Below are 12,858 nucleotides of genomic sequence, written 5' to 3'. Positions count from 1 at the left end.
CCGCGACAGGGCTTCGCGGGCTCGTGCCGGCGCGGGTCGTCGAACGGAGGTCCGGCCGCGCCAGACCTTCCAGGAGGAGGATTCGGTTATCGAGGAAAGTGGTGCCGCAAGAGGGATTCGAACCCCCGACCCCCTCATTACGAATGAGGTGCTCTACCAGCTGAGCTATTGCGGCCCTGGCCCCCAACGGGACCGTCAGCGACGCGCGGTGTCCGGCGCCGGACGTGGCAGGCTCATAGCGGCCCGGCCCGCGTTAGGCAAGGCCACAGCCCGCCCTCGCGGGCGTCAGACGGCCCGGTCCGCCGCCAATTCGTCCCGCAGGAATGCCGCCACCTCCGCGCGGTCCACGCCGGGGGCGATGAAGCTCTGGCCGATCCCCCGCGCGAGGATGAAGGTCAGCGCGCCGTCGCGGACCTTCTTGTCCTGGGTCATCGCGTCGAGGAGCGCCTCGACGTCGCCGCACCCGCCCGGGACGGCCTGCAGACGGGTCGGCAGGCCGGCGAGCGCGAGGTGGTTGGCGACGCGGCCGGCATCCTGGCCGGCGCAGAGCCCGAGCCGGGCCGAGAAGCGGAAGGCGAGGGCCATCCCGATCGCCACGCCCTCGCCGTGGACCAATCGGGCAGAATCGTAGCCGGTCAGGCGCTCCAGGGCGTGGCCGAAGGTGTGCCCGAGATTGAGCAGCGCACGCTCGCCGTCCTCCCGCTCGTCCCGGGTCACCACCGCGGCCTTGGCCCGGCAGCAGGACGCGACCGCCTGCTCGCGCTCCGGGCCGCCCGCGAAGATCCCGCGCCAGTTCGCCTCGCACCAGTCGAAGAAACCCGGATCGGCGATCAGCCCGTACTTGGCGACCTCGGCGTAGCCGGCGCGCATCTCGCGCTCGAACAGCGTGTCGAGCGCCGCCGTGTCGGCCAGGACGAGGCGCGGCTGGTGGAACGCGCCGATCAGGTTCTTGCCCAGCGGCGCGTTGATCCCGGTCTTGCCGCCGACCGAGGAATCGACCTGTGCGAGCAGGCTCGTCGGCACCTGCACGAAGCGCACGCCCCGCCGAAGAGTGGCGGCCGCGAAGCCCGCGAGGTCGCCGACCACGCCGCCGCCCAGCGCCACGACGAGGTCGCCGCGCTCGACCTTCAGGGCCAGGAGCCCGTCACAGACCTCCGCGTAGCCCGCGTAGGATTTGGAGGCCTCGCCCGGCGCCACCGTCACCACGCCCGCCTGAAGGCCGGCGCGCTCCAGGCTCGTCCGCAGCCGCGCGGCGTAGAGCGCGCCCACCGTCGCGTCCGTCACGATCGCCGCCCGGCGGCCCCCGAGCGCGGCGACGGCGGGGCCGGCCGTGTCGATCAGCCCCCGCCCGATCTGGATGTCGTAGGCGCGGCCGGCGTCGAGGGGCACGTGGACGGTCAGGAGGTCCGGACGGGGCTCGGTCATGGGTCGGTTCGCTCGGGTCTCACTGGGCGGCTACGGGGATGGATCCTTCGCCGCTGAGATGGGCATCCAGCGCCTCCAGCACGTCCTGGACGACCCGGTCGTGCGACACCTCCCGCGAGATGACCATCACGTCGGCGACGGCGTAGACCGGGTGGCGCACGGCCATCAGGTCCCGCATCGTCGCCTCCGGATCCTCGGTCTGCAGCAGCGGACGGTTGCCGCGCTTGCGCACGCGCCGCATCAGCACGTCCAGATCGGCCTTCAGCCAGACGGAGACCGCCGATTCCGCGATGCGCGCGCGGGTGGCCTCGCGCAGGTAGGCGCCCCCGCCGGTCGCCAGGACCAGCGGGCCGGCCCGCAGCAGGCGCGAGATCACCCGCTCCTCGCCGTCGCGGAAGCTCGGCTCGCCGTAGATCGCGAAGATGTCGGGGATCGTCAGGCCGGCCGCGGCCTCGATCTCGATATCGGCATCCTTGAAGATCAGCCCGAGGCGGCTCGCCAGGCGCCGGCCGACGGTGCTCTTGCCCGCCCCCATGAGGCCGACGAGCACGATCGAGCGCAGGCCGAGCGCGCGGCGCAGACGCGCCTCGATCGGTTCCCCCGCCTCCTCCCCGCTCATGGCCTCCTGCATCGGCTCCTGCATCGCATCCGTGCGGCGTCCCCGCCTCTCCACCGGCCCCCGCGCGCCTGTCGCCCGGGCAGCCACACATCCTGCGGCAGGCTCTTAGCGCGATTCAAGCGGCCTGCGAAACGCATCGCTGTGTCGTCGCGGGCCTTGTCAGCGCCTTGTTCACGTGGTCGAACCCGGGCACCGGCGGCGGCTCGCAGAAGGCCTTCGCCCGCCCCCTCTCCGCCGCCAGCGCCCGTCTGCCCGAGGTTCGACCGACGTGCCGACCCTGTTCCGTTTCTTTGCCACCCTCGCGATCCTGGCGGGTCTGGTCTACGCGGCCATGTTCGCGCTCGCGCATTTCGTCCAGCCGACGCCGCGGGAGATGAGCGTGACCATCCCCGCCTCGAAGCTGCAGCCGGGCAACCGTTGAGCGGGGCGGAGAGCGGCGGCGACGCCGCCCGGGCACCCCGTCCCGAGGTCGCCGAGTACCTCGACATGCTGGCCGCCGAGCGCGGGGCCGGCCTCAATACCCTGAGCGCCTACCGGCGGGACCTCGACGACTACCTCGGTTATCTCGCGCGCTCGGGCACGGCGCTCGGCGACGTGGATGCCGGCACGCTGCGAGCCTTCCTCATCGACCTCGAGACGCGGGGCCTGAAGGCGTCCTCGGCGGCGCGGCGCCTGTCCTGCGTCCGCGGTTTCCACAAGTTCCTGTACGCCGAGGGCGGTGCCGAGAGCGATCCGAGCGTCGCGGTGTCCGGTCCGCGCCGGGGGCGCGCGCTCCCCAAGGTGCTGTCGATCGCGGAGGTCGACCGGCTGCTCGCCACGGCGCAGGCCGCCGCCGGCGCCGACCAGCCCCCGGGCCCGGCCCGCCGGGCGCGCCGGATGGTGTGCCTGCTCGAGCTGCTCTACGCCACGGGCCTGCGCGTCTCGGAACTGGTCGCCCTGCCCCGCACGGCGGGCGCGAGTCGCGAGCGCTACCTGATCGTCAGGGGCAAGGGCGGCCGCGAGCGCCTCGTGCCCCTGACCGAGGCGGCCCGCGCCGCCATGGCGGCGCATCTTCCGGCCGTGCCGGAGGATTCCCCGTGGCTGTTTCCCGCCGACAGCGACAGCGGCTATCTCACCCGGCAGGCCTTCGCCCGCGATCTCAAGGTGCTGGCCGCGGCGGCCGGTCTCCACCCGGACCGCGTGAGCCCCCACGTGCTCCGCCACGCCTTCGCCAGTCACCTCCTGCAGAACGGCGCCGATCTGCGCATCGTCCAAGAGCTTCTCGGCCATGCCGACATCTCGACGACGCAGATCTACACGCACGTGCTCGACGAGCGCCTGAAGGCGATGGTCCGCGATCTGCATCCGCTGATGGATCGCTGAGCGGTCCCGCGCGGAACGCCTGGCAACTCCTGGTGGGTCGCCCCAATTGTATAGGTTTAGCGAACTGCCTAAGAGTACCCCCTCGCCATACCGGTACGCGAGCCCGTCTTTACCAGAGAGAGTTTTCCTATGTCAGGCCCCACGGCCTCGCAGGTCGGCATCGAGCCGGACCGGGCGGGGCACACGCGTGCCGACCAGCTTTCCCAGCAGGAGCGGCAGCGCCTCGACAACCAGCTGTGCTTCGCGGTCTACGCCGCCGCTCACGCCTTCGGCCGCGCCTACCGCAACCTTCTCGGGCGCCACGAACTGACGTATCCGCAATACCTCGTCCTGCTGGTTTTGTGGGAGCAGGACGGATTGTCGGTCAAGGAGATCGGGAACCGCCTGTTCCTGGACTCTGGGACGCTGACACCGCTCCTGAAGCGCCTGGAAGCCTCCGGGCGGGTGCGCCGCGCCCGCGACCGGGTCGACGAGCGTCAGGTCAGTATCTTCCTCACCGCCGCCGGCGAGGCCTTGCGCGACGAGCTCGCCTGCCTTCCCGACGAGGCGGGCGGCATGACCGGCCTCGATATCCAGGGCCGCAAGGATCTGCTTCACGATCTCGTCACCCTCAGGCTGAGCCTGCAGGCCGGGCTCATGCCTGATTGAGGCCGGCGCGCCTGGCCGGGAGCGGCCGGGTGGCCGCTCCCGTCTGCGCGCGAGCCTGCGCCTCAGGACTGCGTCTTGAGGTAGGCGATGACGTCGTTGATCTTCTTGTCGTCGGGGTAGCCCTGGAAGATCATCTTGGTGCCGGGCACCTTCGCCTTCGGGTTCTTCAGCCACTCGTGCAGGTTGGCCTCGTCCCAGGTGATGCCCGAGTTCTTCAGGGCGGCCGAGTAGTTGTAGCCCTCGTAGGTGCCCGCCTTGCGGCCGACGACGCCCTTCAGGTCGGGGCCCACGCCGTTCTTCTGGAAGTTGTGGCACGCCTTGCAGGGGGCGAACGCCTTCTCGCCGGCGGCGGCGTCACCGGCCTCCTGGGCCTGCGCGGCGAGGGGCATGACGACGGCAAGGACGGCGCCGAAAACGAGTGAACGCATGGATTTCCTCCTGTTGGCCGCCGCTGCGGCAGCGATGCGGGCAGAGCGTGGCTGCCTGGAACAGCTCTAAATGAATCTGCCCGGCGGGCGCAACGGCCTAGTCTGGGATGGTCGTCGGCCACGGGCCGATCTGCGGCCGTTCCAGGTCGCCGCTTCCCTCAACACCGCGTGATCGGATTGGCTCCGCGGGACGGCCGCGGCGCCGCTCTCTCAGGCCCCGTGATAGGTCCGGTACCAGTCGACGAAGTGCCCGATCCCCGTCTTCAGCGGTGTGGCGGGCCGGAAGCCGGCATCCCGCACGAGATCGTCGATGTCGGCGTAGGTCGCGGGAACGTCGCCGGGCTGCATCGGCAGAAGGATCTTCTCTGCTTTCCGGCCCAGCGCGTCCTCGAGGAGGGTGATCATCTCCAGGAGTGCCACCGGCTCGTTGTTGCCGATGTTGTAGATCCGGTAGGGCGCGGAGCTCGTTCCGGGATCCGGCGCCGCGCCGCTCCACGCGGGGTCCGGCGCGGCCGGCCGTTCCGCCAGCGCCTGGATCCCCGCGACGATGTCGTCGATGTAGGTGAAGTCCCGGAGCATCCGCCCCTCGTTGAACACGCGGATCGGCTCGCCCGCCAGGATGGCGCGGGTGAACAGGTACAGCGCCATGTCCGGCCGACCCCAGGGACCGTAGACGGTGAAGAAGCGCAGACCCGTGGTCGGCAGGCCGTAGAGGTGGCTGTAGCTGTGCGCCATCAGCTCGTTCGCCTTCTTGGTCGCGGCGTAGAGGCTGAGCGGATGGTCGACGTTCTGGTGCACCGAGAACGGCATCGCCGTGACGCCGCCGTAGACGGAACTGGAGGAGGCGTAGAGCAGGTGCCCCACACCGCCGTGGCGGCAGGCCTCGAGGATGTTCAGGAAGCCGACGAGGTTGCTCGCCGCGTAGGCGTGCGGATCGGTGAGCGAGTAGCGGACGCCGGCTTGGGCGGCGAGATGGATCACCGTGCGGAACGCGTGGCGGCGGAACAGCGCGTCGAGCCCGTCGCGGTCGGCGAGGTCGAGGCGCGCGAAGCTGTAGCCCGGGAAGCCCGCGAGGCGCTGCAGACGGGCTTCCTTGAGCCGCACGTCGTAGTAGGCGTTGACGCTGTCCAGGCCGACCACCGGCCGGCCGGCCTCGAGGAGGCGCAGGGCGAGCTGGTTCCCGATGAAGCCGGCGACGCCGGTGATCAGAACAGGTGGCAGGGACATGCGCGCGGACCGACGGGCTGACTGGCCGCCCCGGGATCGAGCCGCCCCGGGATCGAGCTGTAGCATGGGGTCGGTACGCGAGAAATCGGTCCGCTACCGTGGACCTGCTCATGCCCCGCGCGGCTTGTCGCGCGGGCGCGTGACCCGTTAGGCTCGCGGCTGCCGTGCAGCCCGACCCCAGACCGCTCCCCGACAGCCTGACGCGCCTGCTCGCCGCGCCGAAGCTGCGCCCGGTCCGGGCGCGTCCGAAGCCTTCGCGGCAAGACGGTGCGCTCCGGGCGCGGGAGCCGCACTCCGCGCACGCCGCACTCGAGACGGCGATTCTCCGCGGGTTCGTGTTCGGTCTCTCGGGCCTCGTCTGGCTCGTCGTGCTGGCGCTGTCGGTCCGGCACATCGCGCACTGAGGACGGCCGTGGCCCTCGCGCGGGGCTGTGGATATCGGTAGTGCGCCGGTTCGCCCGCGTCTTCATCAGTACGCGAACGGCCAAGTTCGCTATTGAGGCGGCCAGACCGGGGGCGGCTCGACGGCGAGGATGGGACGATGTCTCTGACGGGGCGTTTCTGGTTCCGGAAGACCTGGACGGGACGGCTGGTACTCCTGGTCGAGGAGGAGCGCCCTCGCTGGTTCGGCCGCGGGTCCGGCAAGCCGCGCTGGCGCAACGCCAAGCTCCTCGACTTCGCCGAGCCCGAATTGCGGCCGCTGATGGCGATGGAGAAGCAGCATCGCGCGGGCGGCGTCACCGGCCAGGTCCGGTCGCTCCGCCCGGTCCCGACCGCGCCGGAGGCGCGGGCCGCGAACGGCTGAGGGCCGACGGGGCGGGTTGCGCCGAGGGCTGGTCCGTCGCGCGGCCGTCACCACCTGTAGCGGGTCGCTCCGCTCCACGTGGCGCCCCTGCAACCGGTGAAGGCCATGCCGCGCTACTTCTTCCACACGCAGATCGGCGAGGACGTCATCTCCGATCCGACCGGGATCGAGCTGCGGGATCCGGACGCGGCCTGGGAGGCGGCGCGGGAGACGATCCGCGCCGCCCTGCGCCACCCGCAGGATCAGGCCCGGCTGATGACCGCGTGCCTCGTGGTCACGGACGCCGACGGCGAGGTCGTGCTGGAATTCCCGTTCAGCGAGGCCGTGGCGCTGCTCGCGGACGGGACCCCGACGCGTCACTGAGATCGGCGACGCGCGCGTTCCGCGCCCTACATCGCGCCGCAGCCAACCGGAACGGAGCTGCGCCCGCATGGATACGCCACCGAACGACCTCGATGCCCGCGCCCTCGGCCGGGCCGCGCCCGCCAAGGGGCTGGCCCGGGAAGCATGCCCCTACGCGGAGCGGACGGAGGCGCGCACGCTCTGGTTGTCCGGCTACGACGAGGCGCTGGCTGAGGGCGAGACGCCTGTCTCCGGCGGTCTCGCCAAGCACCCGGTCGACGGATCGTCCCGCTGATGGACGCCCGGACCGCACCGCATCCCGGCGCGCATCATCCTGCCCTCGACCGCAAGTCGGTCGGGGCAGTCGTCCTGGGCAACGCCCTCGAGTTCTACGATTTCACCGTCTACGCCTTCTTCGCCAAGCCGATCGGCGAAGCCTTCTTCCCGGCGAACGACCCGACCCACAGCCTGCTGGCATCGCTCGCCCTGTTCGGCATCGGCTACGTCATGCGGCCCATCGGCGGCGTGCTGATCGGCGCTTTCGCGGACCGGGCCGGCCGCAAGCCCGCGATGCTGATCACCATCGCGCTGATGGCGGTCGGCATGGTCATGCTGGCCGCCTGCCCCTCCTACGCGACGATCGGCGGCTGGGCGCAGGTCATCGTCATTGCCGGCCGCCTCGTGCAGGGTCTCGCCCTCGGCGGCGAGGTCGGCCCCTCGACGGCCTTCCTGCTGGAAGCCGCGCCCCCGGACCGGCGCGGCTTCGTGACGAGCTGGCAGATCGCGAGCCAGGGCTGCGCGGCCCTGTTCGCCGGGATCGTCGCGACCGCCCTGGCGCTCGCGGTCGGCGATCAGGCGATGGCGCAGTGGGGCTGGCGGCTGATGTTCGCCCTCGGCCTGTGCGTCGTGCCGGTCGGCCTCGTCATCCGCAGTCACCTGCCCGAGACGGCCGGCGCCGAGGAGGATCTGCACGCGGCGGCCTCGACGACGGCGGTGGTCGGCCGGCTCCTGCGCGAGCACGGCCGCCTGCTGGGCCTGACCTTCCTGGTCATCGCGGCCTCGACCGTGTCGAACGCGGTCGGCACCAACATGCCGGTCTTCGCCGGCGCAACCCTCGGCCTGAGCGAGACCGCCGCCACGGCGGTGCCGATCGCGCTCGGGCTCGCCTCGGTGATCTTCCCGCTGCTCGGCGGCTGGCTGGCCGACCGGTACGGGCGGCGACCGGTGATGATCTGGCCGCGGGCGCTGATCCTGATCCTGGCGATCCCGGCCTTCGCCTGGGTGGTGCGGGCGCCGAGCGCCGCCAGCGTCTACGCGGTCACCTTCCTGCTCTCGGCCCTGTCGTCCATCAACGCCGCGGCGGTGATCGTCGGCATCCCCGAGGCCCTGCCCCGGGCGGTGCGCAGCGCCGGATTGTCGATCGTCTACGCGGTCTCCGTCTCGGTGTTCGGCGGCAGCACCAACTACGTGGTGAACTGGCTGATCGCCGCGACCGGCGACCGGCTCGCGCCGGCCTACTACCTCGCCGCGTTCAGCCTCGTCGGGACGATCGCGGCTGTCCTGCTGCCCGAGACGCGCGGGCGCGACCTCGACGCCGATTCCGAGGCGTGATCGGCGGGTTCGGGCCATCGCGGATTATGTATGCACGGATCGCATCGCGGCGCCTCATCCATGCGTCCGACGCGGAGCCCGCGCCCCGGGTATGTGCGCTCGCGCACGGATCTCGCCGCGGAGGAGCCGGATGCCGTGTTCAACGCTAGGTAGGCAGGCGCGGCGGGCCTAGACCGGCGCGATGCCCACGCCCTCAGAGACGCGCCGCCCGCTGGTCCTCGCCGCGGTGATGGCGGCGATGTTCATGATCGCCATCGAGGCGACGATCGTCTCGACGGCGATGCCGCAGATCGCCGGCCAGCTCGGCGACCTCCACCTCTACGCCTGGGTGTTCGCCTCCTTCCTGCTGACCCAGACGGCCACCACGGTGGTGTTCGGCAAGCTCTCGGACCTGTACGGGCGTCGGCCGGTGCTGCTGTTCGGCATCGCGGTGTTCCTGGCGGGCTCACTCCTGTGCGGGCTCGCGTGGTCCATGCCCTCGCTGATCCTGTTCCGCCTCATCCAGGGCGTCGGCGCCGGGGCGATCCAGCCGGTGAGCCTGACCGTCGTCGGCGACCTGTACGCGGCGCGGGAACGCGGCCGGGTCCAGGGCTATCTCGCCAGCGTCTGGGGCATCTCCTCGGTGGCCGGCCCGCTGGTCGGCGGCCTGATCATCGGTCACCTGAGCTGGCCCTGGATCTTCTGGATCAACCTGCCGGTCGGCGTGATCGCGGCCGGCCTGTTCCTGCGCTTCCTCCACGAGGGCGTCGAGCGCCGCCCTCGCCAGATCGACGCGATCGGCGCGGCCCTGTTCACCGCCGCCATCGCGGCGCTGATGATCGCGCTGACCGAGGCGGGCGAGTCGGCCGAGGCCGCCCTGTGGCCGGCGCTGGCCTTCGTGGTGGCCGCGCTCCTGTTCGTCGTCCAGGAGCGGCGCGCGCCGGACCCGATGCTCGACATCCGCCTGTGGATGCAGCGCCCCATCGCCACCGCCAACACCGCGACGCTCCTCTCCGGCATGACGGTGATCGGGCTCACGGCGTTCCTGCCGATGTACGTGCAGGGCGTGCTGCGGCAATCGCCCCTGATCGCCGGCCTGACCCTGACCCTGATGGTGCTCGGCTGGCCGATCGGCGCCACCACGGCGGCGCGCAGCTTCGTCCGGTTCGGCCTGCGCCCCATCCTGCTGGTCGGCGCGACGCTCCTGCCCCTCGGCGCGGTCGCCTTCGTGGCGCTCGGAACGGACACCTCCCCGGTGGTGGCGGCCTGCGGCTCGGTCGTGATGGGGCTCGGCATGGGCTTCCTGTCCACCGCCGCCATCGTGATCATCCAGGACAGCGTCGCCTGGGCGCAGCGCGGGGCGGCGACGGCCTCGAACATCTTCTCGCGCAACCTCGGCTCGACGCTCGGCGCGACCGTCCTCGGGGCCGTGCTGAATTACCGGCTCGCCAATCCGTCGAGCGGCCCGGCGGTGAATTCCGATCAGCTCCGCCGCCTGCTCGACGATCCGGCAAGCCTCGGGGCCGGCGGGGAGGCGATCCGGGGCGGCCTGCAGCACGCGCTGCACGGCACGTTCTGGACGGTGTTCGCCGTGGCGGTGCTGACCCTGCTCCTGTCGCTGCTGGTCCCGCCGGTGGCGATCTCCGACCGGCCGCGCGAGCTCGCCGTGGAGTAGGCGGCGGAACCCTCCGATAGGACAGACGGCGCCGCTGTCGCGGCCAGCCCGGCTCGGGACGCGCACGAGCCCGTCTCCACAGCGGCCCTTTGACTGTCCCGCCGGAGCCCCCTAGCGTCCGGCCATGCCCCTCGTGCCGCCCCCGCGCCCCGCAGCCCAGCCCGCGGCGGACATCCCGCCGACCAGCGTGCTCAACGCGAACCAGCCGGAATGGTCGGTGGGCGAGCTCGCGGGCGCCCTGAAGCGCACCCTCGAGGACGCCTTCGGGCACGTCCGCCTGCGCGGCGAGATCTCGGGGTATCGCGGCCAGCACGGCTCGGGCCACGCCTACTTCTCCCTGAAGGACGGGCAGGCGCGGATCGACGCGGTGGTCTGGAAGGGCGTGTTCGGACGACTTCGCCAGAGACCTCAGGAGGGTCTGGAGGTCGTCGCCACCGGCCGTATCACGACCTTCGCGGGCAAGTCCTCGTACCAGATCGTCATCGAGAGCCTGGAGCCTGCCGGGCTCGGCGCCTGGATGGCGCTCCTGGAGGAGCGCAAGAAGCAGCTCGCCGCCGAGGGTCTCTTCGCCCCGGACCACAAGCGGCCGATCCCCTACCTGCCGCGGGTGGTCGGCGTCGTCACCTCGCCGACCGGGGCGGTGATCCGCGACATCCTCCACCGGCTGGAGGACCGCTTCCCCCGGCCGGTCCTGGTCTGGCCGGTGCGGGTTCAGGGCGACGGCGCGGCCGAGGAGGTCGCGGCCGCGATCCGCGGCTTCAACGCCCTCCCGGCCGGGGGCCCGATCCCGCGCCCGGACGTGCTCATCGTGGCCCGCGGCGGCGGCTCCATCGAGGATCTCTGGGCCTTCAACGAGGAGTGCGTCGTCCGCGCCGCCTTCGCGAGCGCGATCCCGCTGATCTCGGCGGTGGGGCACGAGACCGACACCACGCTGATCGACTACGTCTCGGATCGCCGCGCGCCGACCCCGACGGGCGCCGCCGAGATGGCGGTGCCGGTCCGCGCCGACCTGATCGCCACGGTGGCGGACCTGGCGGCCCGCGGCAGGGGAGCGGTCGGGCGCCGGATCGACCGCGACCGCTCCGACCTGCGCGCTCTCGGGCGCGCCTTGCCGAGCGCCGACGCCCTGCTGGCGGCCAAGCGCCAGCGGCTCGACCTCGCCGAGGCGCGCCTCGCCCCGGCGCTCGCGGCGGGCGCGAGCCGCCACCGCGCGCGGCTCCAGCTCCTGCTCGACCGGATGGCCCGGCGCTCGCCCGACGTGGCCCTCGCCAACGCACGCGCGCGGCTGGCGCGGATCGACCACCGGCCGCTCCACGCCCTGCGCAACGATGTCCAGCGCAAGGGCGAGGCCCTGATCCAGCTCGGACGACGCCTCGTCGTCGCGCGCGAGGCCAGCCTGGAACGGGCCCGGGCGCTGCAGGCGCGCCGAACCGACCGGCTGCTCGCGCTGTCGGAGCGCCTCGCCCAGGCGGGTGCGCGCGGCATCGAGCGACGCCGCGACCGGCTCGACGGTCTCGCGGGCCTGCTTGGCTCCCTGAGCTACCGCGCGGTGCTCGACCGGGGCTACGTGCTGGTGCGCGACGCCGCGGGGCTCCCCGTCCGCCGCGCGGCGGCGGCGGCGGCGGCGCAGCGTCTCAGCCTGCAATTCGCCGACGGGACCGTGACGGCCGTGCCCGACGGGACGGACGATCCGTCCTTGCCGGTCGATCCGTCCCGGCCGGCGAAGCCCGGACGTCGCGGCGGCGCGGCCGCACCGGCGGCGCCGGGCAAGCGGACCGGCACGCGCCCTGCCGCGACGCGGCAGGGATCGCTGTTCGACGCCTGAGACGACGGCCGGGGCCGGATGAAGGAACTGGGCCGAGCCCCCCACCGCGTCTCAGCTAGGCTCCGGGCCGACCTGATAGTGATAGCGGTACAACTCGTGCTCGAAGCCGAGGGTGCGGTAGAGCGCCCGTGCCGGCGTGTTCGCGGCGACGACCTGCAGGCAGGCGGCCCGGGCGCCCTCCGCCCGGCCCCAGCGCAGCAGCGCGCCGACCGCGCGCCGGGCATGGCCGCGGCCCCGCAGGGGTTCGGGCGTCGCCACCGCCTCGATGACCATCAGCTCGCGATCGAGCACCCCGAAGGCGATGGCGCCGATGCCGCCCTCGGCCGCGGCGGCCGCGAAGGCCCGCGGCAGGGCCAGGGCGTTGACGGTGTCGCGGAACACCTGCGCGGCCGCGGCATCGGCGCGGTTCACCGCGTCGCGCAGGGCCAGCCAGTCCGGCCCCGGCGCCGCGGCGACTGCCACCGTTGGATCGGGCGCGGTCGGCACGTCGTCGAGGGCGCGGATCAGCGTGCAGGTCTCGTCGACTACGGTGTAATCGCCGCCGGCGAGGAGCGGCTCCATCTGCGGCGCAATCGCCGGCACGCGGAAGATCGGGCGCTGTCCCAGGCGTCCGTAGATCGCGCGCGCGGCCTCGACGGCCGGTCCGGGCGCGCCGCTGCCGCGCATGGGGTTCACGGAATTCTGCCGCTTCGAGCGGCCTCCGGCGGCGCGCAGCAGATAACCGTGCACTAGGAGCTCGCGCGGGCTCGGCCAAGCGTTGAGGCAGGCCTCCTCCACGCGCCAGGCCTGTTCGAGATCCGCCATCGCCGCCTCCTCCGACCCTCCTGATCGCACGCGGTCACGACTGGGCCAACGGGTCCGGGATAAGACTTCGCGCATGCGGCGTCGCGTACGCTTGAAGCATTGTGGCGC

At 72.5% G+C, this 12,858-nt stretch carries 15 protein-coding genes and 1 tRNA gene; 10 read left to right on the top strand and 6 right to left on the bottom strand.

The genetic code is table 11. From position 1 onward, the window contains the following. Window positions 1-99: 99 nt before the first annotated feature. The 3 genes from J3A75_RS07340 to J3A75_RS07330 all read right to left on the bottom strand — a co-directional run bounded on the left by J3A75_RS07340 (window position 100) and on the right by J3A75_RS07330 (window position 2,068). A tRNA-Thr gene (locus tag J3A75_RS07340) sits at window positions 100-175 on the bottom strand. A 110-nt stretch (window positions 176-285) separates the two neighbouring features. Beyond that, window positions 286-1,425, bottom strand: coding sequence for a 3-dehydroquinate synthase (aroB, locus tag J3A75_RS07335; RefSeq protein WP_209649884.1), 1,140 nt, complete (start codon window positions 1,423-1,425; stop codon window positions 286-288). A gap of 19 nt (window positions 1,426-1,444) precedes the next feature. Further along, the gene (locus J3A75_RS07330) at window positions 1,445-2,068 is read right to left on the bottom strand and encodes a shikimate kinase (protein ID WP_245364354.1); all 624 of its coding nucleotides are present in this window, start codon (window positions 2,066-2,068) and stop codon (window positions 1,445-1,447) included. Between the two features lie 244 nt (window positions 2,069-2,312). On the opposite strand from J3A75_RS07330, the gene J3A75_RS07325 reads away from it, so the two are divergent. The 3 genes from J3A75_RS07325 (at window position 2,313) to J3A75_RS07315 (ending at window position 4,054) form a co-directional block, all read left to right on the top strand. Then, a complete protein-coding gene (locus J3A75_RS07325; RefSeq protein WP_012317685.1) occupies window positions 2,313-2,465 on the top strand; it encodes a hypothetical protein in 153 nt (50 codons plus the stop codon). Then, entirely contained in the window at window positions 2,462-3,406 is a 945-nt protein-coding gene (locus J3A75_RS07320; protein WP_024831012.1) for a site-specific tyrosine recombinase XerD, read from the top strand. The genes J3A75_RS07325 and J3A75_RS07320 overlap by 4 nt, the downstream gene beginning before the upstream one ends. Before the next feature lie 129 nt (window positions 3,407-3,535). After that, window positions 3,536-4,054 (top strand): MarR family winged helix-turn-helix transcriptional regulator, encoded by a 519-nt coding sequence (locus J3A75_RS07315; protein WP_012317683.1) that lies wholly within the window; start codon window positions 3,536-3,538, stop codon window positions 4,052-4,054. A gap of 62 nt (window positions 4,055-4,116) precedes the next feature. Here J3A75_RS07315 and J3A75_RS07310 read toward each other — a convergent pair whose 3' ends face one another. Together J3A75_RS07310 and J3A75_RS07305 are read right to left on the bottom strand one after the other, a co-directional pair. Continuing rightward, a complete protein-coding gene (locus tag J3A75_RS07310) occupies window positions 4,117-4,482 on the bottom strand; it encodes a c-type cytochrome (protein WP_024831013.1) in 366 nt (121 codons plus the stop codon). A 210-nt stretch (window positions 4,483-4,692) separates the two neighbouring features. Beyond that, complete coding sequence (locus tag J3A75_RS07305; protein WP_024831014.1) at window positions 4,693-5,709, bottom strand: NAD-dependent epimerase; 1,017 nt, start codon at window positions 5,707-5,709, stop codon at window positions 4,693-4,695. A gap of 164 nt (window positions 5,710-5,873) precedes the next feature. On the opposite strand from J3A75_RS07305, the gene J3A75_RS07300 reads away from it, so the two are divergent. The 7 genes from J3A75_RS07300 (at window position 5,874) to xseA (ending at window position 11,946) form a co-directional block, all read left to right on the top strand. Beyond that, entirely contained in the window at window positions 5,874-6,113 is a 240-nt protein-coding gene (locus J3A75_RS07300; protein WP_209649882.1) for a hypothetical protein, read from the top strand. Window positions 6,114-6,250: 137 nt separating this feature from the next. Next, window positions 6,251-6,514: a hypothetical protein gene (locus J3A75_RS07295; protein WP_209649880.1), complete on the top strand. Its 264-nt coding sequence runs from the start codon at window positions 6,251-6,253 to the stop codon at window positions 6,512-6,514. 105 nt (window positions 6,515-6,619) lie between these two features. Further along, on the top strand, window positions 6,620-6,877 hold the full coding sequence (locus J3A75_RS07290; RefSeq protein ID WP_209649878.1) for a DUF6894 family protein: 258 nt from the start codon (window positions 6,620-6,622) through the stop codon (window positions 6,875-6,877). A 67-nt stretch (window positions 6,878-6,944) separates the two neighbouring features. Next, entirely contained in the window at window positions 6,945-7,151 is a 207-nt protein-coding gene (locus J3A75_RS07285) for an Rmf/CrpP family protein (RefSeq protein WP_029359738.1), read from the top strand. Continuing rightward, window positions 7,151-8,467, top strand: a complete 1,317-nt coding sequence (locus J3A75_RS07280; RefSeq protein WP_209649876.1) for an MFS transporter — start codon at window positions 7,151-7,153, stop codon at window positions 8,465-8,467. Before J3A75_RS07285 ends, J3A75_RS07280 begins: the two co-directional genes overlap by 1 nt. Before the next feature lie 181 nt (window positions 8,468-8,648). Continuing rightward, a complete protein-coding gene (locus tag J3A75_RS07275) occupies window positions 8,649-10,121 on the top strand; it encodes an MDR family MFS transporter (RefSeq protein WP_012317675.1) in 1,473 nt (490 codons plus the stop codon). A gap of 124 nt (window positions 10,122-10,245) precedes the next feature. Then, window positions 10,246-11,946, top strand: coding sequence for an exodeoxyribonuclease VII large subunit (gene xseA / locus J3A75_RS07270; protein ID WP_012317674.1), 1,701 nt, complete (start codon window positions 10,246-10,248; stop codon window positions 11,944-11,946). 51 nt (window positions 11,947-11,997) lie between these two features. On the opposite strand, the gene J3A75_RS07265 is transcribed toward xseA, so the two are convergent. Beyond that, on the bottom strand, window positions 11,998-12,750 hold the full coding sequence (locus tag J3A75_RS07265; RefSeq protein WP_182177566.1) for a GNAT family N-acetyltransferase: 753 nt from the start codon (window positions 12,748-12,750) through the stop codon (window positions 11,998-12,000). Window positions 12,751-12,858: the final 108 nt, after the last annotated feature.

Origin of the sequence: Methylobacterium sp. PvP105 (assembly GCF_017876975.1) — a bacterium.
Classification (GTDB): Bacteria; Pseudomonadota; Alphaproteobacteria; order Rhizobiales; family Beijerinckiaceae; genus Methylobacterium; species Methylobacterium radiotolerans.
Note: the sequence above shows the minus strand (reverse complement) of the source record. Positions and strands in the feature narration are given on the sequence as shown.

Coding starts and splice junctions, on each gene's coding strand:
- J3A75_RS07265 (WP_182177566.1), bottom strand. CDS start 12,750: ATGGCGGATCTCGAACAGGCCTGGCGCGTGGAGGAGGCCTGCCTCAAC.
- J3A75_RS07310 (WP_024831013.1), bottom strand. CDS start 4,482: ATGCGTTCACTCGTTTTCGGCGCCGTCCTTGCCGTCGTCATGCCCCTC.
- J3A75_RS07275 (WP_012317675.1), top strand. CDS start 8,649: ATGCCCACGCCCTCAGAGACGCGCCGCCCGCTGGTCCTCGCCGCGGTG.
- J3A75_RS07285 (WP_029359738.1), top strand. CDS start 6,945: ATGGATACGCCACCGAACGACCTCGATGCCCGCGCCCTCGGCCGGGCC.
- J3A75_RS07330 (WP_245364354.1), bottom strand. CDS start 2,068: ATGCAGGAGCCGATGCAGGAGGCCATGAGCGGGGAGGAGGCGGGGGAA.
- J3A75_RS07305 (WP_024831014.1), bottom strand. CDS start 5,709: ATGTCCCTGCCACCTGTTCTGATCACCGGCGTCGCCGGCTTCATCGGG.
- J3A75_RS07290 (WP_209649878.1), top strand. CDS start 6,620: ATGCCGCGCTACTTCTTCCACACGCAGATCGGCGAGGACGTCATCTCC.
- J3A75_RS07315 (WP_012317683.1), top strand. CDS start 3,536: ATGTCAGGCCCCACGGCCTCGCAGGTCGGCATCGAGCCGGACCGGGCG.
- aroB (WP_209649884.1), bottom strand. CDS start 1,425: ATGACCGAGCCCCGTCCGGACCTCCTGACCGTCCACGTGCCCCTCGAC.
- J3A75_RS07295 (WP_209649880.1), top strand. CDS start 6,251: ATGTCTCTGACGGGGCGTTTCTGGTTCCGGAAGACCTGGACGGGACGG.
- xseA (WP_012317674.1), top strand. CDS start 10,246: ATGCCCCTCGTGCCGCCCCCGCGCCCCGCAGCCCAGCCCGCGGCGGAC.
- J3A75_RS07280 (WP_209649876.1), top strand. CDS start 7,151: ATGGACGCCCGGACCGCACCGCATCCCGGCGCGCATCATCCTGCCCTC.